At 63.3% G+C, this 21,839-nt stretch carries 20 protein-coding genes; 9 read left to right on the top strand and 11 right to left on the bottom strand.

Annotated elements, in window-relative coordinates:
* Positions 1–268 precede the first annotated feature (268 nt).
* The 4 genes from ABEL04_RS02620 (at position 269) to ABEL04_RS02605 (ending at position 4,985) form a co-directional block, all read left to right on the top strand.
* A complete protein-coding gene (locus ABEL04_RS02620) occupies positions 269–640 on the top strand; it encodes a twin-arginine translocase TatA/TatE family subunit (protein WP_375800824.1) in 372 nt (123 codons plus the stop codon).
* Between the two features lie 96 nt (positions 641–736).
* On the top strand, positions 737–2,293 hold the full coding sequence (locus ABEL04_RS02615) for an amidase family protein (RefSeq protein WP_375800823.1): 1,557 nt from the start codon (positions 737–739) through the stop codon (positions 2,291–2,293).
* 135 nt (positions 2,294–2,428) lie between these two features.
* A complete protein-coding gene (sucD, locus tag ABEL04_RS02610) occupies positions 2,429–3,298 on the top strand; it encodes a succinate--CoA ligase subunit alpha (RefSeq protein ID WP_375800822.1) in 870 nt (289 codons plus the stop codon).
* A gap of 343 nt (positions 3,299–3,641) precedes the next feature.
* The gene (locus ABEL04_RS02605; RefSeq protein WP_375800821.1) at positions 3,642–4,985 is read left to right on the top strand and encodes an NAD(P)-dependent oxidoreductase; all 1,344 of its coding nucleotides are present in this window, start codon (positions 3,642–3,644) and stop codon (positions 4,983–4,985) included.
* A 135-nt stretch (positions 4,986–5,120) separates the two neighbouring features.
* On the opposite strand, the gene ABEL04_RS02600 is transcribed toward ABEL04_RS02605, so the two are convergent.
* The 4 genes from ABEL04_RS02600 to truA form a co-directional block, all read right to left on the bottom strand.
* A complete protein-coding gene (locus ABEL04_RS02600) occupies positions 5,121–6,107 on the bottom strand; it encodes a YpdA family putative bacillithiol disulfide reductase (protein ID WP_375800820.1) in 987 nt (328 codons plus the stop codon).
* Positions 6,108–6,254: 147 nt separating this feature from the next.
* Positions 6,255–7,553 carry an arginine deiminase family protein gene (locus ABEL04_RS02595; RefSeq protein WP_375800819.1) on the bottom strand — a complete coding sequence of 433 codons (1,299 nt, stop codon included), beginning with the start codon at positions 7,551–7,553 and terminating at the stop codon, positions 6,255–6,257.
* An 89-nt stretch (positions 7,554–7,642) separates the two neighbouring features.
* Entirely contained in the window at positions 7,643–7,828 is a 186-nt protein-coding gene (locus ABEL04_RS02590; RefSeq protein ID WP_375800818.1) for a hypothetical protein, read from the bottom strand.
* A 262-nt stretch (positions 7,829–8,090) separates the two neighbouring features.
* Entirely contained in the window at positions 8,091–8,867 is a 777-nt protein-coding gene (gene truA / locus ABEL04_RS02585) for a tRNA pseudouridine(38-40) synthase TruA (RefSeq protein WP_375800817.1), read from the bottom strand.
* Between the two features lie 206 nt (positions 8,868–9,073).
* On the opposite strand from truA, the gene ABEL04_RS02580 reads away from it, so the two are divergent.
* Positions 9,074–9,628: a shikimate kinase gene (locus tag ABEL04_RS02580; protein ID WP_375800816.1), complete on the top strand. Its 555-nt coding sequence runs from the start codon at positions 9,074–9,076 to the stop codon at positions 9,626–9,628.
* On the opposite strand, the gene ABEL04_RS02575 is transcribed toward ABEL04_RS02580, so the two are convergent.
* The 3 genes from ABEL04_RS02575 to ABEL04_RS02565 all read right to left on the bottom strand — a co-directional run bounded on the left by ABEL04_RS02575 (position 9,609) and on the right by ABEL04_RS02565 (position 12,861).
* Complete coding sequence (locus ABEL04_RS02575) at positions 9,609–10,211, bottom strand: ribonuclease HII (protein WP_375800815.1); 603 nt, start codon at positions 10,209–10,211, stop codon at positions 9,609–9,611. The two genes, ABEL04_RS02580 and ABEL04_RS02575, sit on opposite strands and share 20 nt — an antisense overlap.
* Before the next feature lie 118 nt (positions 10,212–10,329).
* A complete protein-coding gene (locus tag ABEL04_RS02570; RefSeq protein ID WP_375800814.1) occupies positions 10,330–11,961 on the bottom strand; it encodes a Mur ligase family protein in 1,632 nt (543 codons plus the stop codon).
* Positions 11,962–12,084: 123 nt separating this feature from the next.
* Positions 12,085–12,861, bottom strand: coding sequence for an alpha/beta fold hydrolase (locus ABEL04_RS02565; protein ID WP_375800813.1), 777 nt, complete (start codon positions 12,859–12,861; stop codon positions 12,085–12,087).
* Between the two features lie 701 nt (positions 12,862–13,562).
* Here ABEL04_RS02565 and rho point away from each other — a divergent pair.
* The 4 genes from rho to ABEL04_RS02545 all read left to right on the top strand — a co-directional run bounded on the left by rho (position 13,563) and on the right by ABEL04_RS02545 (position 17,656).
* Positions 13,563–14,684 (top strand): transcription termination factor Rho, encoded by a 1,122-nt coding sequence (gene rho / locus ABEL04_RS02560; protein WP_375800812.1) that lies wholly within the window; start codon positions 13,563–13,565, stop codon positions 14,682–14,684.
* A 181-nt stretch (positions 14,685–14,865) separates the two neighbouring features.
* The gene (gene radC, locus ABEL04_RS02555) at positions 14,866–15,645 is read left to right on the top strand and encodes a DNA repair protein RadC (RefSeq protein WP_375800811.1); all 780 of its coding nucleotides are present in this window, start codon (positions 14,866–14,868) and stop codon (positions 15,643–15,645) included.
* A 67-nt stretch (positions 15,646–15,712) separates the two neighbouring features.
* Complete coding sequence (locus ABEL04_RS02550) at positions 15,713–16,090, top strand: four helix bundle protein (RefSeq protein WP_375800810.1); 378 nt, start codon at positions 15,713–15,715, stop codon at positions 16,088–16,090.
* 24 nt (positions 16,091–16,114) lie between these two features.
* Positions 16,115–17,656, top strand: a complete 1,542-nt coding sequence (locus ABEL04_RS02545; protein WP_375800809.1) for a glycine--tRNA ligase — start codon at positions 16,115–16,117, stop codon at positions 17,654–17,656.
* Between the two features lie 81 nt (positions 17,657–17,737).
* Here the strand turns inward: ABEL04_RS02545 and ABEL04_RS02540 are convergent, their stop codons facing one another.
* The 4 genes from ABEL04_RS02540 to ABEL04_RS02525 form a co-directional block, all read right to left on the bottom strand.
* Positions 17,738–18,928, bottom strand: a complete 1,191-nt coding sequence (locus ABEL04_RS02540; protein ID WP_375800808.1) for a CaiB/BaiF CoA transferase family protein — start codon at positions 18,926–18,928, stop codon at positions 17,738–17,740.
* Between the two features lie 144 nt (positions 18,929–19,072).
* Positions 19,073–19,726 (bottom strand): hypothetical protein, encoded by a 654-nt coding sequence (locus ABEL04_RS02535; RefSeq protein ID WP_375800807.1) that lies wholly within the window; start codon positions 19,724–19,726, stop codon positions 19,073–19,075.
* A gap of 16 nt (positions 19,727–19,742) precedes the next feature.
* The gene (locus ABEL04_RS02530) at positions 19,743–20,783 is read right to left on the bottom strand and encodes a GldM family protein (RefSeq protein ID WP_375800806.1); all 1,041 of its coding nucleotides are present in this window, start codon (positions 20,781–20,783) and stop codon (positions 19,743–19,745) included.
* Positions 20,784–20,801: 18 nt separating this feature from the next.
* The gene (locus tag ABEL04_RS02525) at positions 20,802–21,512 is read right to left on the bottom strand and encodes a hypothetical protein (RefSeq protein WP_375800805.1); all 711 of its coding nucleotides are present in this window, start codon (positions 21,510–21,512) and stop codon (positions 20,802–20,804) included.
* Between the last annotated feature and the right edge of the window lie 327 nt (positions 21,513–21,839).

The raw sequence follows: 21,839 nt of genomic DNA, 5'->3' as shown, positions 1-21,839 counted from the left end.
AATCCTGCAGTGCATGTGTGGCGTGTAGCTTCACCACAGACTTAATATGAGCCTCGTGCATAACATCGCCACTGGGAGGCTGTTTCAGGCCTTCGCTCCTACAACCGGAACGACCCGACCTGGAACCGCCACCCACCCGTTCCGTTCGACGCTCTCCCTTAGGTTGTACGCGAAAAACCATTCGCTCTGAGCCGCATGATGCCCGGCGGCCGACTCGTCGAGCACGGAGCAGCTCCGCACGTCTTTCCCGAACCGCATCGCTTAGCTTATGGGTAGCTTTGGACCCCTCGAACTGATCATTATTTTTGCGGTCGTGCTCCTAATCTTCGGGGCCAAGCGCATCCCCGAAATTGCCCGTGGGATTGGCAAGGGCATTCGTGAGTTTAAGGACGCGACCAGCGAAATCTCCCGTGAGCTGGAGGCCGAGGACCAGCAGCGTCAGATCAATCAGCCGCAGTCGCCACAGCAGGGCACCCCGCAGTCGCGCCAGGCGCCGCAGCAGGGGCAGAGCCAGCAGGGGGCTCAGCAGAAGACGGCCCAAACGACGCCCTCGGGAGAGTCCTCTGAGGGCACCACGTCCCAAGAGACCGATACGTCGAACCCGAAGGCAGAGGACACGCAGGGCACCGCAGGAACGTAAGCGCTTCTCGCCCTCGGGTCCGGGAGACATGACCGGTCTCCTGATCGTGTTCACATCGCACCGCGCCGCCTGTCCGCGCAGAGTTCCTTTCCACGCATGGATCACCCGACGTTCGCCGACGCCCGCCGCGCCCTCGACGCCGGAGAGACCAGCTGCGAAGCACTGGTCTCCTCTTTTTTGGACCGGATCGACCAGCGCGACGACGAGATCAACGCGTTTACGACCGTCGACCGCGATGGCGCCCTCAACCACGCCCGGTACCTCGACAGCCAGCGTGAGCGAGGCAACCCGCGCCCGTTGGCCGGTCTCGTTCTGGCGGTGAAGGACAACATCTGCATCCGAGGCCATCAGGTGAGCTGCGGGTCACGGATGCTCAGGGGCTTCTCGTCCCTCTACGACGCGACGGCCATTGGGCGTCTGCGGGACGCCGGGGCCATCTTCATCGGCAAAACCAACTGCGACGAGTTCGCCATGGGCTCGTCGAACGAGACCTCACACTTCGGCCCGGTCCGCAACCCGCACGCCCCCGACTACGTGCCGGGCGGGTCGTCGGGCGGGTCGGCCGCGGCGGTCGCCGCCGGGATGTGCCACGCCGCCCTCGGCAGCGACACCGGCGGATCGGTGCGGCAGCCGGCCGCCTTCTGCGGCGTGGTGGGGCTCAAGCCCACCTACGGCCGGGTCAGCCGCTCTGGCCTCGTGGCCTACGCCTCCTCACTCGACGTCATCGGTCCGCTGGGGCGCAGCGTGGAGGACGTGGCGACGGTGCTCAACGTCATCGCCGGCGAGGACGAGGCCGACTCGACGAGCGCGCCGGTGGAGGTGCCCGACTACACAAAAGCCCTCGGCGAAGACATTGAGGGACTCCGCGTAGGGGTTCCGACGGAATACTTCACGGAGGGCCTTGACGACGACATCCGCCGCATGGTGCGTGAGCAGGTGGACCGGTTGGAGAGGAGAGGGGCGGACATCAAAGAGGTTTCACTGCCCCACACCGAGTACGGAATTGCTACCTACTACCTCATCGCCACGGCCGAGGCCTCAAGCAACCTGGCGCGCTACGACGGCATTCGGTATGGCCACCGGGCCGACCTGCAGGAGACGAAGCAGGCCCTGCATGAGCGCCGCGACGAACTGAAGAGCGAGTTGTCTGCCGCCCGGACGCAGGGAGACGAAGAGCGGGTGGCCGAAATCGAGGCCCAGCTTGACGACGAACAGAGTACCCTTGACGCGCTCTACACCCGCACGCGGTCCGAAGGATTCGGCGAGGAGGTAAAGCGGCGCATCATGCTGGGCACTTACGCCCTCTCCGCCGGCTACTACGATGACTACTACGAGAAGGCTCAGCGCGCGCGCACCCTCATCCGGCACGACTTCGAGCAGGTCTTTGAGGACGTCGACCTTCTCGTGACACCCACCACGCCTACGCCGCCGTTCCGGCTCGGCGAGAAGACGGACGATCCGCTCGAAATGTACCTCAACGACATCTACACCGTTACAGCCAACCTAGCCGGCCTGCCGGGTCTGACCGTACCCATTGGGGCACACCCTGAAGAGCCGCACCTGCCCGTTGGGCTTCAGCTTCTTGGGCCCCACTTCGACGAGGTGTTGCTCTTGCAGGTAGGGGCGGCCATCATGGAGGCGGACGAGGAATGAGCAAAGGGGTTGCGCTTCGCGGCGCTGGATCCTACCATCACGCTTGGCCGTCCGGCGTCCCTCGTCGCTGTCTCAGTCAAGGGGCCGCCCCGGATCCCCATTCGCCGTACAAGTCAAGCAAATCACTCCGACCGCATGAGCATCCTCGTTGACGACGACACACGCGTGGTGGTGCAGGGCTTCACGGGCTCGGAGGGCACGTTCCACGCCGAGCAGATGATCGGTTACGGAACCAACGTCGTAGCCGGTGTCACCCCTGGCAAGGGGGGGCAAACCCACCTGGACCGGCCCGTGTACAACACCGTCGCGGAGGCCGTGGAAAAGAAGGGGGCCAACACGTCCATCATCTTCGTCCCCCCTCCCTTTGCGGCCGACGCCATCCAGGAGGCCGCCGACGCAGGAATCGAGGTCATCATCTGCATTACCGAGGACATCCCGGTGGCCGACATGAAGCCCACCTACCACTTCGTCAAGAAGAAGGGGGCGCACCTCATCGGGCCAAACTGTCCGGGCGCCATCACGCCGGAGGCGGCGAAGGTCGGCATCATGCCCGCCATGATCTTCGAACCAGGTCCCATCGGACTCATCTCGCGGTCGGGGACGCTTACGTACGAGGCCGTCGACCAGCTCACTCGGGCCGGATTCGGCCAGAGCACGGCCGTCGGCATCGGCGGTGACCCCATTATCGGCACGCGCTTCATCGACGCGCTCAAGCTATTTGAGGACGACCCGCAGACGGAGGGGGTCGTTCTGATTGGAGAGATTGGGGGGGCTGCCGAGCAGGAGGCCGCCGCGTATATCCAGGACCACATGACGAAGCCGGTCTTCGGGTTCATTGCGGGCCGCACGGCTCCCCCGGGACGTCGCATGGGGCACGCTGGGGCCATCGTATCCGGCGGGTCCGGCACGGCCGAGGCCAAGTTTCGTGCCCTTGCGGAGGCCGGGGCCACCGTGGTCAAAAACCCGGCGCTCATCGGCGAAACGGTCAAGAACGAGATGGCATGAAATCTTCCGGGATGGAGGAGGAATGCACGCTCCTCCGTACAAGCGATTGGAGCGGGCCGCCGGGCCGTCTGGGTGCGGGGGCCTTTTCTGCTTTCGCCCCTCCCGGCGAGTTCGGCCCTCCCAGCGAGTAGGGAGGCCGACGGGCATCAGGTCAGGCTGAGAACTGCCGCAAGGAACCCCGTCCGACACCCGCAAACTTGGCGTGTTTTTTACGGGTGGTCCCTGCAATTGAAGGAGTACCACGCCTTAGTTGGCACACACAGAAGTTCACACGCAGAATTTTGCCCCGTTGGCACACAGGGAGGCGAAGCGGCTTTTCAACCAACCACGATCCTACGAACGCATGGAGTATCCGCAAATTCGGTTTCTGAACGATCACTTCGAGAAGGCACTGATCCTCGAAGAGCCCGATCCAAGCCTCGATGACTACCTGCGCGAGCAGGGGATTGAGCCGGAGCGGGTTCCCAAGCCCGATTGTTACGACCAGGGCGCCATGGTGGAGCGCTTGCGGGAGGGGCAGCACGACTTGCTCTTCAAGCGCAGCAAGTTTGTCGTGGACGAGCAGGTGGTGCAGGCCTCCGACAAGCTCGCCGCCGTCATGCTATGCTGCATCGGCGACGACACGGTCGACAAGCCAGCCTGTGCCGAAGAAGGAGTGCTGGTGCTCAACGACCCGGTGAGCAACGGTCGGTCGGTGGTCGAGATGGTCATGGGCGAAATGATCCTGCTGGCCCGTCGGCTTTACACAGCGAACAGGTCGGGGCGTCAGCACCGGTGGACGAAGGACAGTACGCGCCGCTACGAACTGATGGACAAGACGCTCTCCATCATCGGCCTGGGCAACATCGGCAAGCAACTGGCCCGGCTGGCCGACGCCTTCGGGATGAACATCTGTTTCTACGACGAGTCGGACGTGGCACAGGAGGTCGGCACTACGCTGGGCTGGACGTCTTGCTCAAGCGTGTCGGAGGCGTTCCGGAAGGGGGATTTCGTGACGGTGCACGTCTCCGCCGAGGATCCGCAGGGCCAGTCCAACGAGGGCCTGCTGGACTACGACCACTTCCGCCAGCTCGGGGCGGATCGGCCAGAGAACAGCCCGCGGGCCTTCATCAACGCCGCTCGCGGATTCCTGCACGATCCCGGCGATCTGAAGCGGGCCATCGACGAGGGCCATGTGCGGGCGGCGGCCGTCGATGTGTTTCCGGAGGAGCCGGGGAGCGCCGACGAGAGGTGGGAAAACCCCTACGCGGAGATGGACAATGTTTTCACCACCCCCCACATCGGTGCCGCGACGCAAGAGGCGCAGCCGCGCATCGCGTCGCGCATGGCCACCTCCACCCAACTGCTGAACGAGCGGGGCACCGTGCGGGATACGGTCTTCGGACAGGGCCACACGATCGGGGTGAACGCTGAGCCGCCCCACTGGATTCTCGCGGTGGTCCATAGCGACGTGCGCGGGACGAAGAAATCCATCAATGACGCCGTCTACGAGGCTGGGGCCAGCAACCTCCAGTCAAACCACCGCGACTTCCCCGAGCTCGGCATTGCCTACGACGTGAACGCGATCGACCAGCCGCTGAGCGACGATCAGCTCCGTCATCTCATCGAGACGGCGACCTCCCTCTCCGATGATCCAAGTGCGATTCGGGCCCTCCGACAATTTGAGGTTAACGGCACCACGGCATAACGCCCGCGATGCTCCCCACTCTCGAACACGGAGGGAGAACTGTCGAAGGGAGATCACCTTTCCGGTGCGTTGGGGAGTGATGCGTGATAGGTGAGGAAATCTCGTCGTGCATCACGCTTCACTCCTCACGCACTACTATGCCATGGCAGGCTCGGTGCCAATCGTCGTGGCCACGTGGTCCATGATCTTTTCGGCGTGGAAGCGACCGTTCTCGATGAACCAGCGGCTCGTGTCGCACCCCCCGCAGATGGTGCCGGCGAGGTACAGGCCGTCCCGGTTCGTTTCGAAGGTGTCGCCCTCTTCGTCGTGCACCGGCGTGCGGGCGTCGTCGTTGCGGATGGCAATGCCGAGCCGTTCGAGGAAATCGTAGTTCGGCCGGTAGCCCGTCATGGCGAGCACGAAGTCGTTGGCGATGCTTTCTGGGCCCTCAGGCGTGTCGAGGTGAAGGGCCTCCGGTTCGATGGCGGAGACGGTCGTGTTGAAGTAGGCGTCGATGGAGCCCTCGTCGATCCGGTTCTCCACGTCGGGTCGGAGCCAGTACTTCACGCCGTCGTCGAGCTCCGGCTCGCGCACAATCATCGTCACGTTGGCCTCGTGGCGATAGCAGGCCAATGCCGCCTTCACGGCCGAATTGGCGCCGCCCACAATGGCCACGTCCGTCAGGGCGTAGGGATAGGGCTCCTTAAAGTAGTGCATCACCTTATCCAGATCCTCGCCCGGTACGTCCATGCGGTTGGGCACGTCGTAAAACCCGGTGGCCACCACCACCTTCCGGGTTTCGTACGTGGCCTCCTCGGTCACGACCGTGTAGTGCCCATCGCGGCCCCGCAGGTCCGTCACCGGCTCGTAGAGCCGCAGGTCTAGATCCTCGGTCGTGGCCACACGGCGGTAGTAGTCGAGTGCCTCCTCGCGGCGCGGCTTGTAGTCGCGCGTGGGGAACGGATGGCCGCCGATTTCGAGCAGCTCCGGCGTGGAGAAGAACTCCATCCGCGTAGGATAGCCGATAAAAGAGTTGCAGAGGGCACCCTTCTCAATGATGAGTGAGTCGAGGCCGCGACGCTTGGCCTCGATGCTGCAGGCAAGGCCTACGGGCCCAGCCCCGATGACGATAACGTCACACATGAACACCGAATGCTGTGTTCAAAGGATTGGCGTTGTAGCTGAACCTGCACATGCAAGTGGCAGTTTCGGGCCTGGGGTCCCAGACGCAAGGACTGGGGTGAAATCATTGAAATCCCAAGTCTGCACGTCGAATTCCTTACTCGACGCTCACTGTGCTCCTGTCGGGGAGGTATGTCGAGCGATGGGAAGGGTCATGCAGCGCGGGCCGCCTCGGCCCCGAGACAGCTCCGTGCCGGCCAGTTGAATCGCCACCTTCTCCTGGCTGGGGTCAAAGGTTCCAGACTCGAAGTACGACAGAAAGCTCTCCGCGGACACGACCCGGTATCCATGCTCGTCGAGACGGTCGAAGGTGCGGCCGTTGCGCTCGTAGCCTAAAATGGCGCCGGGCGCCGCCGCAAATACATTGGCCCCGTCCGTCCACTGCTCGCGCTCCTGGTGCAGGCGCTCGGTTCCACCGCAGGGAATGTAGGTAAGATCCCGGTCCAGCAGTTCGTCGAGCACGTCGCGCAGGTTGCGGCGCATGTCGGTCACGAAGCGACCCGTCTCCTCCGCCGCGGTAAAGTGCACGGCGTACCCGAAACCGTGTGTCTCGAGCAGGGGCGGAAACACGATGACCTCAGTCGGGGAGGCAAATGTAAATACCGTGTCGAGGTGCATTGTGGCCCGTCGCTTCGGCAGGTCGACGGCCAGGACGTGCTCGACTGGGGTACGCTCGAATAGCTCGTGGGCGATGGCCATGACGGCGCCAAGGGACGTGCGCTCCGAATGGCCGATGAGGACGGTGTCCGGGCTCGCCACGAGCAGGTCTCCGCCCTCGAACGTAACGCCGGGGGGAAGCTCGATAACCTTGTCGCTATGGGGGGCGAACTGGGGATGGTGATTGAGGATCACGTTGATGATGATGCTCTCCCGGGTGCGGGCCACTGTCGCGGCGTGGCCCAGAACGATGTGGTCGTGCACGACGGCCGCGAGGTCCCGCGTGAACATGAGATTCGGCACAGGCTCGGCCCGTATGGGAAGCTCCGACTGTCCGGTGAGGGCAAACTCGCGAAGGTCGTCCGGCGAGAATCGCTTCAGCTCGTCCTCGACGGCCCCTAGGTTCTGCTCCGGCAGGCTCCGGCACAGCTGTTCAACGAAGGAGTGCCGGGCGTCCTCGTCTGCCTCAAAGGCTTCGAGCAGTAGATCATTAATCTGGAGGACGGTGTCGGGGCGGCCTACGATCTTCTCAAACACCGAGCACATGAGGGTATGCTCTTCGCGCGCGTGCCCTACGAAGAGAATGTCGTCGAAGAGAAGATCGGCCCGATTATCGGGCGAGACGAGCTCCATCTCCTGCCCAGGGGTGTGCACAATCACCTGCTCGAGCAGGTGCGCCTCGGCCGGAATCCCGTAGGCGGACGTGGAGCGATCAATAGACGGAGCGGACGGTGCTTCAATCGTATCCACAGCAACCCCTAAGCGAGTGCATGAAGGCAGAGACACACGAAAAATCGGAAGAACCCCGGAGAAAAGCCACCGATCACGATGAATCTCTGCTAGCTCCGCACCTCCTCCAGCACGCGAACAATGAGGAGCACGACGAGAACGATGGCCCCCACCTTGAGTGCAAGGCTCAGTACGTTGACGACGACACCGACCAGCATTCCCAGAAGGCTGAGCCCCAGCAGAGCGACTACGCCGATGATGAGCCAGCGGAGAACCGTGCGAATGTCGAGATCCATGGGACGAAGCGGTCGTGTGAAAACGAGCGGCGGATGATGGTCTACGCGGGAGACGCCTGGATCCCGGGGCGATGTTACAGGCAGGCTCCCCTCAGGAACCTTAGCAGCAGAGTCGTGTCTCTTCGAGATCGAGATGGCCCGTCCCTATGCGCCGTAGGACTCCGTGACCCACGATCAGGGCGGCCACCCCGCATGGGCGGTCCAGTCTTTCGGGGGATGCCAGGGGGCGCTCGCTGAGGAGCGGGAGGGACGGCGAGAATAATCACGAAGCCGGATCCGCTTCCCCCTGGCCGAGCACGTCGGTCCCGTACCGAACCCGTTCCAGCACCAGTCCCTCGGGCGGCATCGACGGGCCCGCCACCCGCCGGTCTCGCGCAGCCATCACGTCCGGCAGAGCATCCGCGGCCCGCTTTCCGCGCCCGATCTCCATGAGGGTACCCACGATGGCGCGCACCATGCCGTGCAGAAACCGGGTGCCCACTACCTCGAACCGCCAGAAGCCGCGCCGCCCCTCGTCGACCCACCGGGCATGGGTGAGGGTGCAAACGCGATTCTCAGTATCGGACTGCGTGAGGCAGAACGAACTGAAGTCGTGCTGGCCGAGCAGGTCGGGCGTGGCCGCCCGGATTCGGTCGAAGTCGGGCACCGGGCGAATCCGGGTCCGCGTCCGCCGGTCCAGTGCACAGGGTTGAGTGTGCACGGAGTAGTGGTAACGGCGCCGACGGGCATCGTATCGCGCGTGGAAGTCATCCGGGGCCCGTTCCATCCGGCGCACCGCAACGGCATCGGGTGTCAGTCCATTCAAGGAGCCCCGTAGTTGAAACGGATCCTGCTGCGCCGGCAGGTCGACGTGCGCAACCTGCCCTTGAGCGTGCACCCCCGCGTCTGTGCGGCCGGATCCGGTGACCCGACACTCCGCTGACATGATCGTTTCCACGGCCTCCTCCAGGGCTCCCTGAACCGTTGGCACGTCCGGCTGGATCTGCCATCCGTGAAAATCGGTTCCGTCGTACTCGACGAGCATTCGGTAGCGAGGCATGGCTTCCGTACAGGCGTCGCTTTCGTGTGGGCGCGTGGAAAGGGAGGAAGGCTTGAGGGGCGGGAGAGGACACTTGAGGGAGGAAAAGACGGACGCTCCGTTCCAAGGGATTCGTGATTGTCCGGTTCTTTAGTTCATCCCTCTTCCACGTTCCACACGCTCCGGGCCGCGTTGTATACTCCAAATTCTCCACTCCACATTCGACTATGCGTGTTTATCTGACCGGCTTCATGGCCAGTGGCAAGACGACCGTCGGCCCTAAGGCAGCGGCCCGACTGGGGCAGCCGTTCCTCGATCTCGACCGCTTGATTCGGGCCCATGAGGGACGGTCCATCCCCACAATCTTCGCCGAAGACGGCGAGGCAGCCTTCCGGGCCCTCGAAACCAGAGCCCTGCGCAGAACGGCCGACACCGACAATTTGATCGTGGCACTCGGGGGCGGGGCCCTCGTAGACAAGGACAATCGCGCCTTCGCGAAAAGGCACGGGCGGATTCTGTACCTAGAGGTCGACGCCGAGACGGTTCTCGACCGGGTCGGGGACAAGGCCGACCAGCGACCGCTGCTGCAGGACGAAGCAGGCGCTCCCCTTCCGCGAGAGAAGATGAAAGCCCGAATCGAGCAGATGATGGCCGATCGGGAGTCCAGCTACGCTGCGGCGCATGCCACCGTCGACGCTACGCAGCCGGTGGACGCCGTCGTGGAGGCTGTGGTGGAGGCCGCTCGGGAGGCAGAGGAAGACCCTACGAGCGGAAGAGCGTGAACGATTGCCGATGGTGCGGCGTCGCCCCGTGCTCGCTGAGCGCGGCGTAGTGCTGCTGGGTTGGGTAGCCGACGTTCGACTCCCAGCCGTATTCGGGGTGCTCCTCGTGGAGCCGGCGCATGATGGCGTCGCGCTCGGTCTTGGCGAGGATGGAGGCCGCAGCGATGGATTGGCTCTTGGCGTCGCCCTTCACGATGGTCTCGTGGGGCCAGGGCGCATCCACCAAGTTTCGAGACCAGTGGTTGCCGTCGACGAGCACAAAGTCGGGAGCAGGGTCGCAGTCCGCCGCGGCTCGGCGCATCGCTGTCAGGGCCGCGTGGAGGATATTGAGATCGTCGATCTCGTCGGGGGAGCAGGCCCCGATGGCCGTGGCCACCGCTTGCGCTTCGATCTCCGCCCGCGCGGCGAGGCGCTCGTCCTCGGAAATGGATTTGCTGTCCTCGACGGCGTCAATCTCAACGTTCGGGGGAAGGATGGCCGCGGCGGCCACCACCGGGCCAGCCAGGCACCCGCGCCCCGCTTCGTCAAGCCCCGCAATCCGCTCGTATCCGGACGCCCAGAGGCGACGTTCGTGGGTGAGCATGTTGGGAATGGGAGAATAGGGACGTGAAGGGAAGGGTGCACCACTAATCTACGGGCTGGGAACCTCAATCCGAACGCCCCAATCTGAAATCCACACGCTCCCGTCCACGCGTCGAACTCTACACCTCGTACTGATCGGGCAGGTCGTTCTCGTAGAGCACCACGTCGCCGGGGTCGAGGTACCGCTCAAGAAAGTGCTGTGCGTCCGAGAGGGAGGAGGAGACCCGGACCCGCTCATCCGGAAACTGAGCCGCCGAGAGCCCCTCTTGAATCGGGGCGGTCTGCTCCTCCCCGACAAGCACGACGAGGTCGAGGTCGTACCGCGCGATGTAGGTGCCAAGCGCTTCGTTCTCGTCCCACTGCCGATCGCCGAGCTCTATCATGCCCGGCGTCACGATCACGCGGCGGCCCCCGCCCATCTCGCTCAGGATCTCGACGGCATTGCGGGCCCCCACGGGATTCGAGTTGAAGGCGTCGTCGATGATCGTCACGTCTCCACGCTCCCGCAGCTGGAGGCGGTGCTCCACGGGCTCGAGACGCCGCGCCGCGTGGGCCATCTGCCTGAGGCGCAGGCCCATCGACCGGCCCACCGCCACAGACAGCAGCACGTTGAGCACATTGTGGCGACCCAGGAGATCGGTCTGGAAAGAGACCTCCGTTCCCGTATCGTCCGTCACGTCGAAGGAGGTGCCGCTCGTATCGTACCGGATGTGCCGGGCGGTGATGTCCGCGTCGGGGTGGCCCTCGGTCGACACGCGCCAGACCGGGCCCTCGGTCCGCTCCGCCATGGCAGCCACACGCTCGTCGTCGACGTTCAGGATGGCGGGTCCATCCGGAGGGGGCCGCTCGACGAGTTTTCCTTTCTCCGCGGCGATGTTGTCCTGCGAGCCCATCGTCTCGAGATGGGCTACGCCAATGGTCGTTACGACCGCCGTGTCCGGCTCGGCGATGTTGCAGAGCTCGTCCATGTCGCCGGGATAGCGAATCCCATACTCCAGGATGAGGGCCTGGTGCTCGGGCCGCAGGTGCTCATTGACGGCCAAGCAAAGACCCATCGGCGTGTTGTAGGAGCTCGGGGTGGCGTACACGTTGTATTTCTGCCGCAAAAGCTCGGCGACGATAAATTTGGTGCTCGTTTTGCCGTACGAACCGGTGATCCCAACGACGGTCAGGTCCGAGCGCTCCCGAAGCCGACGCCGCGCCTGTTGCTTGAAGCCCTCCTGGATGGCAGTTTCGACAGGGTACATGAGGCTGCCGCCGAGGGCGACCCAGAGTGGAGCCCCCAGATCGGCGACGAGAAATCCTCCGAGATACCACAGAACCCCTATCGGATTGCCGAGCGCCCACCCGTACAGTCCTCCGCAGGCAACAGGGGCAAGTGCGAGAATGCCTGTGGGGAGGGCCAGGCGCGTCATACGGGCCGTAAACTGCAGGGGCTTCTTCTCCTCGTCGCTCCGGTACCGGCGGGACGAAATGAACGCACACGTCCACGCCCCCAGTGCAATGAGTGCCACCCAGGACGGATCGATGACTGAGGCCCCGAACACTCCTGAAACGAGCACGGCGGCCCCGGCTCCATGCGAAGGGCGGACAACCGTGGAGCGAACGTGGTCCGCCAGCCAGCGCCCATACCGGTCAAACTTGTAGGTCTCGAGCTGAAAAATATGAAGGAAAAACCGGAGCCGTCGGCCGGCCCGCCATCCGGCAAACAAAGTTGCGACGACGCCGAGAAGGATGAGAGCAATCGTCATGCGGCGCAAGGCACGTAGTGAATCGTAGACCGATCCGGTGAGCCGCCCCAGCAAGAAGAAAAGTAGGGGAGGACCCCGAAGGTTGCACGCTGCGGACAGCGGCGCAGTGCCCCCAGCACTGTTCTACGAGTGTTCTAGGAAGTGTTGGATGCCGGAGAGCACCGCCTCGGGCTGATCGAGATGGCCGAAGTGGCCGGCCCCCTGTAGCTCCACCAGCCCGCAGTCGTCGATGGCCTCTTCGATGACGCGCATCTGTCGACGCGACACGGCCTCGTCCTCCGTGCCCCAAAAGAGCAGCGTTGGAACCTGAACTCGGGGTAGCGCCCCGTCAAGATGATGGTTGACTGTCTTCACAAATGTCTCGCGCATGACGCCCTTCTGAGCATTGTAGTCGGACGACCCGAGCAGGCGCCAGACGAGCGAATGGCGAAGCCAGTCTTCGGCGGGAGTCCGGAGAGGAGCGGGCAGCGCCTGTACAGGACCCTTGAGGGCTGTCGCGAGAGCCGACCGCACGTAGTAGGCCCACGAGCGCTCGGGCTTTACTCCGGAGGGGCTGACGAGCACGAGTCGATCGATCACGGACGCCTGCTCCGGTGTGCTTGCCATGTAGAGGGCGATTCGGCCTCCATTCGAATGCCCGATGAGGGTTACACTTGAGCGGATCTCGTCTCGAATGTAGTTGTACAGCGTCTGAGCATGCTCGGGAACGCCCCATGGTTCGGGGGGCGGAGGGGAGGCGCCGTGACCCGGCAGATCGATGGCATGGATCCGGTACGAGCCGGAGAGGGTCTGGACGAGAGGATACATATTCTGGCTACTACGGCCCCACCCATGCAGTAGGAGAAGAGGCGGCTCCGCGGAAGGTCCCCGGACGTCGACGTTCAAATCGTGATGCGTCACAGGAAAAAGCCGAACGTCGAGTGAAGAGGGCAGGCACCGTGTCAGTCCGGGAAACCATCTGATATCAGGGGCGTTCCGACCAACGATTGAAGCGCTCATCTTCTGGTTTCGCACCGGGTTCAATCCTGCCCCAGGTCTTCGTAACCCCACCGGAAATACCCTCGTCGGCATGAGGGCCTTCATGACTCGGTGCCGGGTTGTGATTTCGTCGATACCTGCCTGTGGGCCGAAGATCGCTACGGTTGTCCAAGAGCTCTGGAGGAGGCAATAGGGACTATTTCGTTCCCTACAGTTCGTGAACCTGTCGTCGAGGGGGCCATTCCGTCGGAGAACGAGACGGTGTGCGGGAGTAACGTTTCCTGCGCCCTCTATGCCCTGCTGCGCCCCGGGCTTCTGGAGCCCAGCGATCTTGCTCTGTGCGTCCTCTCGTCCTCGTTTTCCCTGTCGTCTGCGCATCCGATGAGGGACGGGGACTCCAGGCGTATTCGCTGGAGACCGACACTGGAGGAGAAACGCTCCGGGGGGCTCCACAAACAGAGCGTTCCGTTGTCCCGGTGATGTCGGAAGAGAGACATGCAGGGCAGAGATCGAGCACCGTTGGATGTTGGGGGCGCCGTTCACGCCGCCTCCGTATCACGTATCGGCAGGGATGCACCGTCAAGGCATTCCTGTCGGCTTCATCATTTATCTTGTGACCGACTATGTCCGAAAACGAGAACAAAACATTTCGTAGGCTCCTTGAGCTCATCGGCGAGAAGAAATACGGCTTCATGCGCGAGTTGCGGCCGGCGCTTCCGAAAGATGAGGACGATCCGTTCATGCCTCCGCCTCTCATCGGCAAGTTCAACCTTCGGGATGGCGTCGTCATCGAGGGAGATCTGAAGCCGGGTCGTAAGGGCGGCATGCAGGTTGGATGGATTGACACCGTGATGGGACTGCCCCCCGAAGAATGGGCGCAGCTGAAAGACTTCGATCAAGGGGCCAGTGTCTACCCAGAGGAAAAGCTGGATCTCATTACTGGTCCCGACGATGAGTCGATGCGCGTGCTTGACCTTGCGGCTCCCCTCGGCAAGGGGCAGCGCGCCCTCATCGTTTCCCCGCCCCGGGCGGGCAAAACCATCATGCTGAAGGACATTGCCGCTGGGGTAAGCCAGAACCACTCCGAGGTTGAACTGGTCGCGCTGCTCGTCGACGAGCGGCCCGAGGAGGTGACCGACTTCCGCCGTACCACCGACGCGCAGGTCTTCGCGTCGTCCAACGATCGTGGGGAGGACAACCACGTCCGGGTCTCGACGCTGGCGCTTGAGTATTCGAAGCGACTCGTGGAGACGGGGAAGGATGTCGTCATCCTCCTCGACTCGCTCACGCGGCTGGGGCGCACTTTCAACCTCTGGGTCGACGGCAGCGGACGGACCCTGTCCGGAGGACTTGACGCCGAGGCCCTCAAGATGCCCCGAAAGATTTTTGGGTCGGCCCGGAACATCGAGGGAGGGGGCTCGCTCACGATTATCGCCACGGCCCTCGTCGATACCGGAAGCCGAATGGACGAGGTTATCTTCGAAGAGTTCAAGGGTACCGGCAACTCCGAGATCGTGCTCGACCGGGAGATGGCCGACAAGCGCATCTTCCCGGCCATTAATCTCCGCGAGAGTGGCACGCGGAACGAGGAGCGGCTGCTCGGAGAGGTGCGGCGCAAGAAGCACAATCAGCTGTTCCGCGCGCTCAACTCGCGGGCGCCAATCGAGGCGATGCAGGCCCTGCTTCGGCACCTGCGGAACAGCCCCTCGAATGCCCACCTCCTGAACGAGCTGGTGCCGGAGTAGGGGTTCAAAACTGGACTGAGAGGGGGGAGGAGCCCTCTCTCGCAGGTCTGGCTCACGGCAGGCGTCCACGGAAGGTGTTCTTGCCGGAAGAGTGAGGGAGCCCGGAGAGAGGCGTTATGTTTGCGGGAGCCTACGTGTCTGGAGAGTGTGCCTGCACTCTTCCATTCGGCTCCCCATTCCCATGGCCTCTTCCGATTCCGACTCCGATTCTGCGCCCGACGTGTCGCCCCCCACCGATGCGTCGGAAGAGCCGGCGCTTCTCTACCACGTCCCCATTCACGAGTGGGACGAGTCGGACCAGCCCCGCGAGAAGCTGCTGAAGCACGGACCCACCGTCCTGTCCGACGCAGAAGTGCTGGCTCTCCTCCTCGGTTCCGGGACCCGCACCAGCGATGGCCCGGTCTCGGCTGTCGAGCTCGGACGTTCGCTTCTTCAGACCTACGGCTCCCTGCACGGCGTCTCGCAGCGCAAGCCGAAGGAGCTCACGCGCATCCAGGGCATTGGTCCGGCCAAGGCGGCCAAGCTCACGGCCGCGTTCGAGGCCGGGCGCCGCGTCGAGTCGCAGCGGCAGCAGGACGAACGCGTGCAGGTCACCTGCCCCGGTGACGTGGCCGATGTCTACGGTCCCCTCCTGCGCGACCTCGACAAGGAAGTGTTCAAGGTCGTCCACCTCAACACGGCCAACGTCATTATCGGAGACTACACTGTGAGTGAAGGCGGCCTCTCGTCGAGCGTCGTCGAACCGCGAGGTGTCTTCGAGCAGGCCATCCTCGACGACGCGGCCGCCGTGATCTGCCTCCACAATCATCCCTCCGGCAACCCCGAGCCCAGCCGTGAGGACATCCGCATCACCCGGCAACTCGTGGAGGCGGGCGACACGATGGGCATTCCGGTGCACGACCACCTCATCATCGCCGGCACCGCTCACACGTCCCTGGCCGAGCGCGGGGTTATTGACTAGAGGCCATTTTTCATTTTGACATTTTGTCATTTCGTCATTTTCAGTAACAAGATGAGAAAATGGCCCAATGAAAAATGAACAAATGACTTCGGAAGAACTGGAAGATCGCCTGATCGACTTCGCGGTGCGGATTGGAAATGTCGCGGATGCGTTGCCGGAGACCCCGTTGGGACAGCACATTGCCGATCAGATCCTGCGCAGTGGCACGTCGCCGGCACCGAATTATTCGGAAGGCTGTGCCGCAGAAAGCCGTCGCGATTTTGCCCACAAGTTGAGCATCAGTTTGAAGGAGCTGCGCGAGACCAAGACCTGGCTCCGCATCATTCGCAAGGCCGAGCTGCTTTCTACCGAGCGACTCCACAGGATCACCGACGAAACGGATCAGCTGTGCGCGATCCTCTCGCAGTCCGTTCATACGGCGAAGGAGAAAGTGAGAAATCGATAGAGGGGGAGTACTCGCCAATGCTCAATGAACAATGGCGGGCGCCCGTTGCATCCAGCAGAAGCGGTTGATACCTTTCTGCTCTGCCCCCGTTTTCGCACGCGCACTCACCGATTGCCCAGTGACTCCATGAGCGACGACCTGTTCGACACCATCGTCTCCCTCTCCAAGCAGCGCGGCTTCATCGTCCAGTCGTCGGAAATCTACGGCGGCCTGAGCGCGACCTACGACTACGGGCCGATGGGCGTGGAGCTGAAGCGCAACGTGAAGGAGAAGTGGTGGCAGTCGATGGTGTACCAGAACGACGACATCGTGGGGCTTGACGCCGCCATCATGATGCACCCGAAAACGTGGGACGCCTCGGGCCACACGGAGGCGTTCAACGACCCGCTCATCGACGACAAGGCCTCCGGCAATCGCTACCGCGCCGACGAGCTGGTTGAGGACTACATCCGCGATCTGCGCGAGGAGGGAGAGGACGAGCACGCGGCGCAGGTGCACGAGCGGCTGGTGGAGGCCCTGAACGCGGGCGACGACATGAACGATGCGCTCCACGAGATCATTCTGGACGAGGAAATCCCCGCCCCCGAGTCCGGCGCCTTCGACTGGACGGACGTGCGCCAGTTCAACCTCATGTTCGAGACGGAGATGGGGCCGGTGGACGGGCAGAAGGTCTTCCTCCGCCCCGAAACGGCCCAGGGCATCTTCGTCAACTTCCACAACGCCCGCGAGCCGGCCCGCCTGCACGTCCCGTTCGGCGTCGCGCAGATTGGCAAGGCGTTCCGCAATGAGATCGTGGCCCGGCAGTTCGTCTTCCGCATGCGGGAGTTCGAGCAGATGGAGATGCAGTACTTCGTGAAGCCGGGCACCGAGCTCGACTGGTACGAGAAGTGGAAGGAGCGCCGGATGAAGTGGCACGAGAGCCTCGGCATCGACGCCTCGAACCTCCGCTTCCACGAGCACGAGCAGCTCTCGCACTACGCCAACGCGGCGGTCGACATCCAATACGACTTCCCGATCGGCTGGAAGGAACTGGAGGGCATCCACTCGCGAACCGACTACGACCTGAGCCGGCACGAAGAGTACTCCGGCAAGAAGATGTCGTACTACGACCCGTGGGAGGAGGAGCGCTACACGCCGTACGTCGTGGAGACCTCCACCGGCCTCGACCGCACGCTCTTCATGCTCCTCTGCGACGCCTACTACGAGGAGGAAGTGAAGGGCGACACGCGCTCGGTGCTTCAGTTCCATCCCGAGCTGGCCCCCGTCCGCGCCGGCATCTTCCCGCTCATGGACAAGGAGGGCCTGCCGGAGATTGCCCGTGACATCGAGGACGACCTCAACCAGCACTTTAACGTCCGCTACGACGACCGCGGCTCGATGGGCAAGCGCTATCGCCGTCAAGACGAGGCGGGCACGCCCTTTTGTATCACCGTCGACTTCGACACGCTCGAGGATCAGACCGTCACCGTCCGCGACCGCGACACGATGGAGCAGGACCGCGTCGCCATCGATCAGCTTGCCACCTACATCTTTGACCACACGCGAAACTGGGAGCCGGAAGCCTGAGGATCGCCGGTCTGAGGGTGTCGTCTGTTCCCCGGCTCAGCAGGAGAGTGCCTCGGGACGAGAACCGGATTTCCGTGGGGCCTACCGGTCAACGACGTTCTCCCTCGCCAGGGCATCGACTCGCTCCTGTGAACAGTCGAGCCGCTCGCGGAGAACCGAAGCGGTGTGTTCGGCGTAGTGGGGCGGCGGCAGCAGCGAAGAGGATCCGTCGTCGGGATGGGGAAAGGCCACCTGGCGGAGGCCCGCCAGGTCCTCGTCCGGGTTGATCATCATCGCTTCCGCGGTCGACTGCTCGAAGACCGCGGGGATGTCGCGCACCACGCCGGCCGGCACGCTGCGCTCATGCAGGGCTTCCAGCAAGGCGTCGCACTCAAACTGCCCGATGCGTGCCTCAAGTACACGATTGAGGGCCTCGCGATGACCGGTCCGCGCCGTGTTGGTCGAGAAGTTTGGGTTGTCGGCGAGGTCAGGCAGGCCAAGAACCTCGCATAGTGCCTCAAACTGGCGGTCCGTTCCCACGGCGAGAACGACGGGCGGACCGCTGGCAGTGGGATACGCCGTGCCGTACGGCGCAATGTTTGGGTGCGCCGAGCCCATGCGCTGTGGACGGTGACCACCCACGAGCCAGTTCGTGGCTTGATTTGCGAGTCCGCTCACGGCGGCCTGGAAGAGTGAGACCGAGACGTATGCTCCGCCTCCGCCGCGCTCACGATTCAGCAAGGCCACGAGGAGTCCTTCCTTGAGCTGGTGGGCGGCCAGCACGTCCATGAGCGCCACCGGCAGTTTGGTAGGCGGACCGTCAGGATCACCGTTCAGGTGCATGAACCCGCTCTCGGCCTGAATGACGGCGTCGTACCCGGCGCGCTTGCGCTCCGGCCCGTAGCCGGTGACGTGACCGTAGATCAGATCCGGATTTACGGCCGACAGCGTGTCGTAATCGGCGCCTAGGGCCTTGGCCGTGCCGGGACGATAGCTCGCGAGCGCCACGTCGGCCTCTCGCGTGAGATCGTGGAGCACGTCCTGACCCCGCTCCGTCGACAGGTCGAGGGCGATCGACCGCTTGCCGTGGTTGCAACAGCAGAAATACGCGGAGCGGTCGTTCTGCTCGCCTTCTTGCTCGGCACCAGGGGCGCGCCAGCGCCGGGTCACGTCGCCACCCGTCTTCGGGTTCTCCACCTTCACGACCGTCGCGCCGAGCTCGGCGAAGAACTGACCCGCGCTCGGGCCGGCGAGGACGGAGGCAAGTTCCAAGACGAAAAGATCGTCGAGCATGGGCAGGGAGGAGACGAGTCCAGGTTCGAAGATCCATGCGACCCGCGGAAGCGGTGGACGCAGGCCTGCGCCCCAGAGCTTCGCACTGGTTGGGCCCTCCACTGCCCCGCGCAGACGACATCGCGGAGCGTTCCGATGCTCCATTCACAGCTGCCCGTACGCGAGATCCCGGAGGGTCTTCAAGAGCTGTTTCTTTTTGGAAGCGGCGCGCTCCGGGTCTCGAATAATCTGGTCCCCGACCTGCACGACCGTCATCACGTCTCGCAGCGCATGGAACCCAATTTGCTGTCTGAAGGGGAGAAACGTCGCCTCGTTGGACGGCAGTGTGGTACCCCGCTCCACGAGTAGCTTCTCGTACAAGGCGCCTCTGGACAGGTCCAGGTAGAGAATGGGAATGTCTTCCTCCTGCTGGGCAGTCGGCCTATAGATAAAGTACAGGTCGAGAATCTCGCGCTGGAAATCGCCACTCGAGAGGTGGAAGCGATAAGTGATGAAAATGTGCGTGGCGCTCGTCAGGCCCAGTCCATCCTCCGAGATCTTCTGCTGAATCGTCTGGAGGCTCGTCGTGTCGGACTCGGGCGATCGCTGAACTGGCACGTTCTGCGATTTCAGAACCGCCACGGTAGAGTCCATGAGGGCCTGCGTGACCGTCCCATCTTTGATCGGGGCAATGACCTGTACGGTGCGTTTCCATTCGGCCTGTCCCAGGCTCTTCGAGACCGTTCCAAAAAGCACCGCCAGGCTAAGCGCTACGAGACGAACGCAGGCGCCCTTTCCGAAGCCACTCTTCGAAGTCATGACAATTCAGATCAACCTAGGAGAGCACGAAGCCAAACGTACGGCTGTTTTCGCGGAGGGGCACCTTGATCCGTCTCCCCTGATGGTTCACGCGCACGACCTTTTCGAGTCGGACGATGACCTGGTCTCCGGGCTCGGCCCCCTGAAGTTCCTGGGTGAGCACGAGCCGACCGTCGTCCCCCAGCTCGAAGCTCCCAATTTGCTGGCTGGCCGTCTGGCCTCGACGAAGGTACACAGTAGCCTCGGTGACCTCATACTGTGCGTCCTCCGGGTACCGACTTCGAAACTCCGGGTCCGGCTCAACGCGAAACCGGAGCACCGCTCGGCGCCGCTCCAGAGGATCGCCGCTCGTCACTTCGCCCTGAGGGGCAAATACCCGGATCTGAGGACGCGGCGGATCGATCACAGAGAACTTCCGCTGGCCGAGTCGCAGGTCTTCGCCGTCGGACCGGCGCAGGTACACGTCCACCGTGACCGCGTCGCCGGACGGGCTGATTGAAAGCGTCGTTCCCGAAGTCGACCCGGCGGGGCCCTCGATGCGGAGCGACTGGTTCGAGATGCCCGGCACTGAGAGACGAATGCGGTTGAGGGTGTGGCGGTACAGCGCCTGTGCCGTCTCGGTCTTTGCGACAATTTCGGGGCGACGGACCGTGAAGGAGCCCGATACGGGGAACCGCTGGGTCGCGCCTCCCAACTGCTGAACCTTGAAGTAGGCCCCATAGGACACGCGCTTCTGATCTTTTCCGGGAGGAAGCAGCCCACTGGTGTTCATGACCAGCAGCGAGTCGCCCTGCGCCGAAAGGTCCCCGCGCGGGACGAGCTGGGGCCGAAGCGCTTTCTTGTCTTCTCCGGCCGTCGTCAGGCGTCGGGCTGCTAGGAAGGCCCGAGCCTCAAATGGCTGTCCCAGCACAACAGTGGGCTCCCCCACTGCCACGGCCTGGTAGTCTTTGACGGCATATGTTTCCTCGGACACGTCGAACGTGCTGACGGCGTACAGTAGAATCGGAAAGTACAGCGCCAGCATCACGTAGTACCGAAGCTCCTTTGTCCGATTCAAGGTACTAGAGCGGGTCTGTTAGGCAGACTTCGTTGTGGAGTTTGTCCGTTCGGCCGCGGGGGACGGCTCGTTGAACTGTTCGAAGCGACGGGCAGTTTGGGCGAACTGAGTACGCAGGGCCTTCATCGCCTTTCGGGTCTCGGCGATCTCGTTGCTCAACTTCTCGGATTCCTCGGCCAGCTTCTGCTGAATTTCCTCTACGGACTGCGTCATTGGGATTTGGGCCTCGTACAGGGTCTGCAGGTCTTCCATGTTGGATTCCAACACTCCGGACTGCTCCGAAAGGCTCTCACTGGCCTGCTGTAAGTGTTCGCGAAGCGTGCTAAGTTGCTCCATCGCCCTGATCTGCTCCTCGAGGGACTCGTGAGCCGACTTGATCTCCTCCGCGAGACGCTCGGTCTCTTGGGTCAGTGTCTCCTCGGCCTCTTTCAGATCGGAGGAATGAACGTCCTCTTCGAGTCCTGTCGTCTCCCGGGAGTCCTCCTCGTCGACGGCCACGTACTGCATCTCCCGCATCATTCCCATGAGGATGAAGACGATAGCCTCGCCCATAAACCCGACGAGCACGACCGGCTTCCAGGTAACGAGATATCCAAACACCTCCGCCTGGAAATTGAAAATCTTCGCCATCACGCCCAGGATGGCCGTTGCCCCAAAAACTCCGATCAGAAAGTGCGTGAGGGACCATCTGCGTTCCAGTTTGTAACCAGAGGGGGCTGCGGTGGGCATGGGATCGGGGAGTTCCGAATTTGAGAGTGTGGTGTTGAACGGTGCACGCAGTCGGGTGAAAGCGCATAATTCGGCTGTCCTGCACCGCGGAGGAAGGGCACAGCTGCGAGTTGGGACTCAGTCTCAAGGGGAAGTTGAAAACGAAGCGGTCAGGGAGATCAGAATGACGCGAGCGTCCCTCGTTCCCACGACGGTCCCCGTGAGTTTCATTGTCGTTCATCGTTTCCGGTGCCGGAGTCCGAGCTGGAGGTCTCTGCCCCGGCGCCTGGGGCCTCTGTGTTTTCGGCCGCCGGCTGTCCTTCCAGCCGAGCCACCTCCCGGGCGCAC

Origin of the sequence: Salinibacter sp. (genome assembly GCF_042218895.1) — a bacterium.
Classification (GTDB): domain Bacteria; phylum Bacteroidota; class Rhodothermia; order Rhodothermales; family Salinibacteraceae; genus Salinibacter.
Note: the sequence above shows the minus strand (reverse complement) of the source record. Positions and strands in the feature narration are given on the sequence as shown.

What these genes read in the sequence shown, in the direction of transcription:
- ABEL04_RS02580 (WP_375800816.1), top strand. Translation starts at nt 9,074, where the DNA reads ATGCGTGTTTATCTGACCGGCTTCATGGCCAGTGGCAAGACGACCGTC.
- ABEL04_RS02545 (WP_375800809.1), top strand. Translation starts at nt 16,115, where the DNA reads ATGAACAATGGCGGGCGCCCGTTGCATCCAGCAGAAGCGGTTGATACC.
- ABEL04_RS02550 (WP_375800810.1), top strand. Translation starts at nt 15,713, where the DNA reads ATGAAAAATGAACAAATGACTTCGGAAGAACTGGAAGATCGCCTGATC.
- ABEL04_RS02600 (WP_375800820.1), bottom strand. Translation starts at nt 6,107, where the DNA reads ATGTGTGACGTTATCGTCATCGGGGCTGGGCCCGTAGGCCTTGCCTGC.
- ABEL04_RS02615 (WP_375800823.1), top strand. Translation starts at nt 737, where the DNA reads ATGGATCACCCGACGTTCGCCGACGCCCGCCGCGCCCTCGACGCCGGA.
- rho (WP_375800812.1), top strand. Translation starts at nt 13,563, where the DNA reads ATGTCCGAAAACGAGAACAAAACATTTCGTAGGCTCCTTGAGCTCATC.
- ABEL04_RS02540 (WP_375800808.1), bottom strand. Translation starts at nt 18,928, where the DNA reads ATGCTCGACGATCTTTTCGTCTTGGAACTTGCCTCCGTCCTCGCCGGC.
- sucD (WP_375800822.1), top strand. Translation starts at nt 2,429, where the DNA reads ATGAGCATCCTCGTTGACGACGACACACGCGTGGTGGTGCAGGGCTTC.
- ABEL04_RS02605 (WP_375800821.1), top strand. Translation starts at nt 3,642, where the DNA reads ATGGAGTATCCGCAAATTCGGTTTCTGAACGATCACTTCGAGAAGGCA.
- ABEL04_RS02525 (WP_375800805.1), bottom strand. Translation starts at nt 21,512, where the DNA reads ATGCCCACCGCAGCCCCCTCTGGTTACAAACTGGAACGCAGATGGTCC.
- truA (WP_375800817.1), bottom strand. Translation starts at nt 8,867, where the DNA reads ATGCCTCGCTACCGAATGCTCGTCGAGTACGACGGAACCGATTTTCAC.
- ABEL04_RS02575 (WP_375800815.1), bottom strand. Translation starts at nt 10,211, where the DNA reads ATGCTCACCCACGAACGTCGCCTCTGGGCGTCCGGATACGAGCGGATT.
- ABEL04_RS02620 (WP_375800824.1), top strand. Translation starts at nt 269, where the DNA reads ATGGGTAGCTTTGGACCCCTCGAACTGATCATTATTTTTGCGGTCGTG.
- radC (WP_375800811.1), top strand. Translation starts at nt 14,866, where the DNA reads ATGGCCTCTTCCGATTCCGACTCCGATTCTGCGCCCGACGTGTCGCCC.
- ABEL04_RS02535 (WP_375800807.1), bottom strand. Translation starts at nt 19,726, where the DNA reads ATGACTTCGAAGAGTGGCTTCGGAAAGGGCGCCTGCGTTCGTCTCGTA.
- ABEL04_RS02590 (WP_375800818.1), bottom strand. Translation starts at nt 7,828, where the DNA reads ATGGATCTCGACATTCGCACGGTTCTCCGCTGGCTCATCATCGGCGTA.
- ABEL04_RS02570 (WP_375800814.1), bottom strand. Translation starts at nt 11,961, where the DNA reads ATGACGATTGCTCTCATCCTTCTCGGCGTCGTCGCAACTTTGTTTGCC.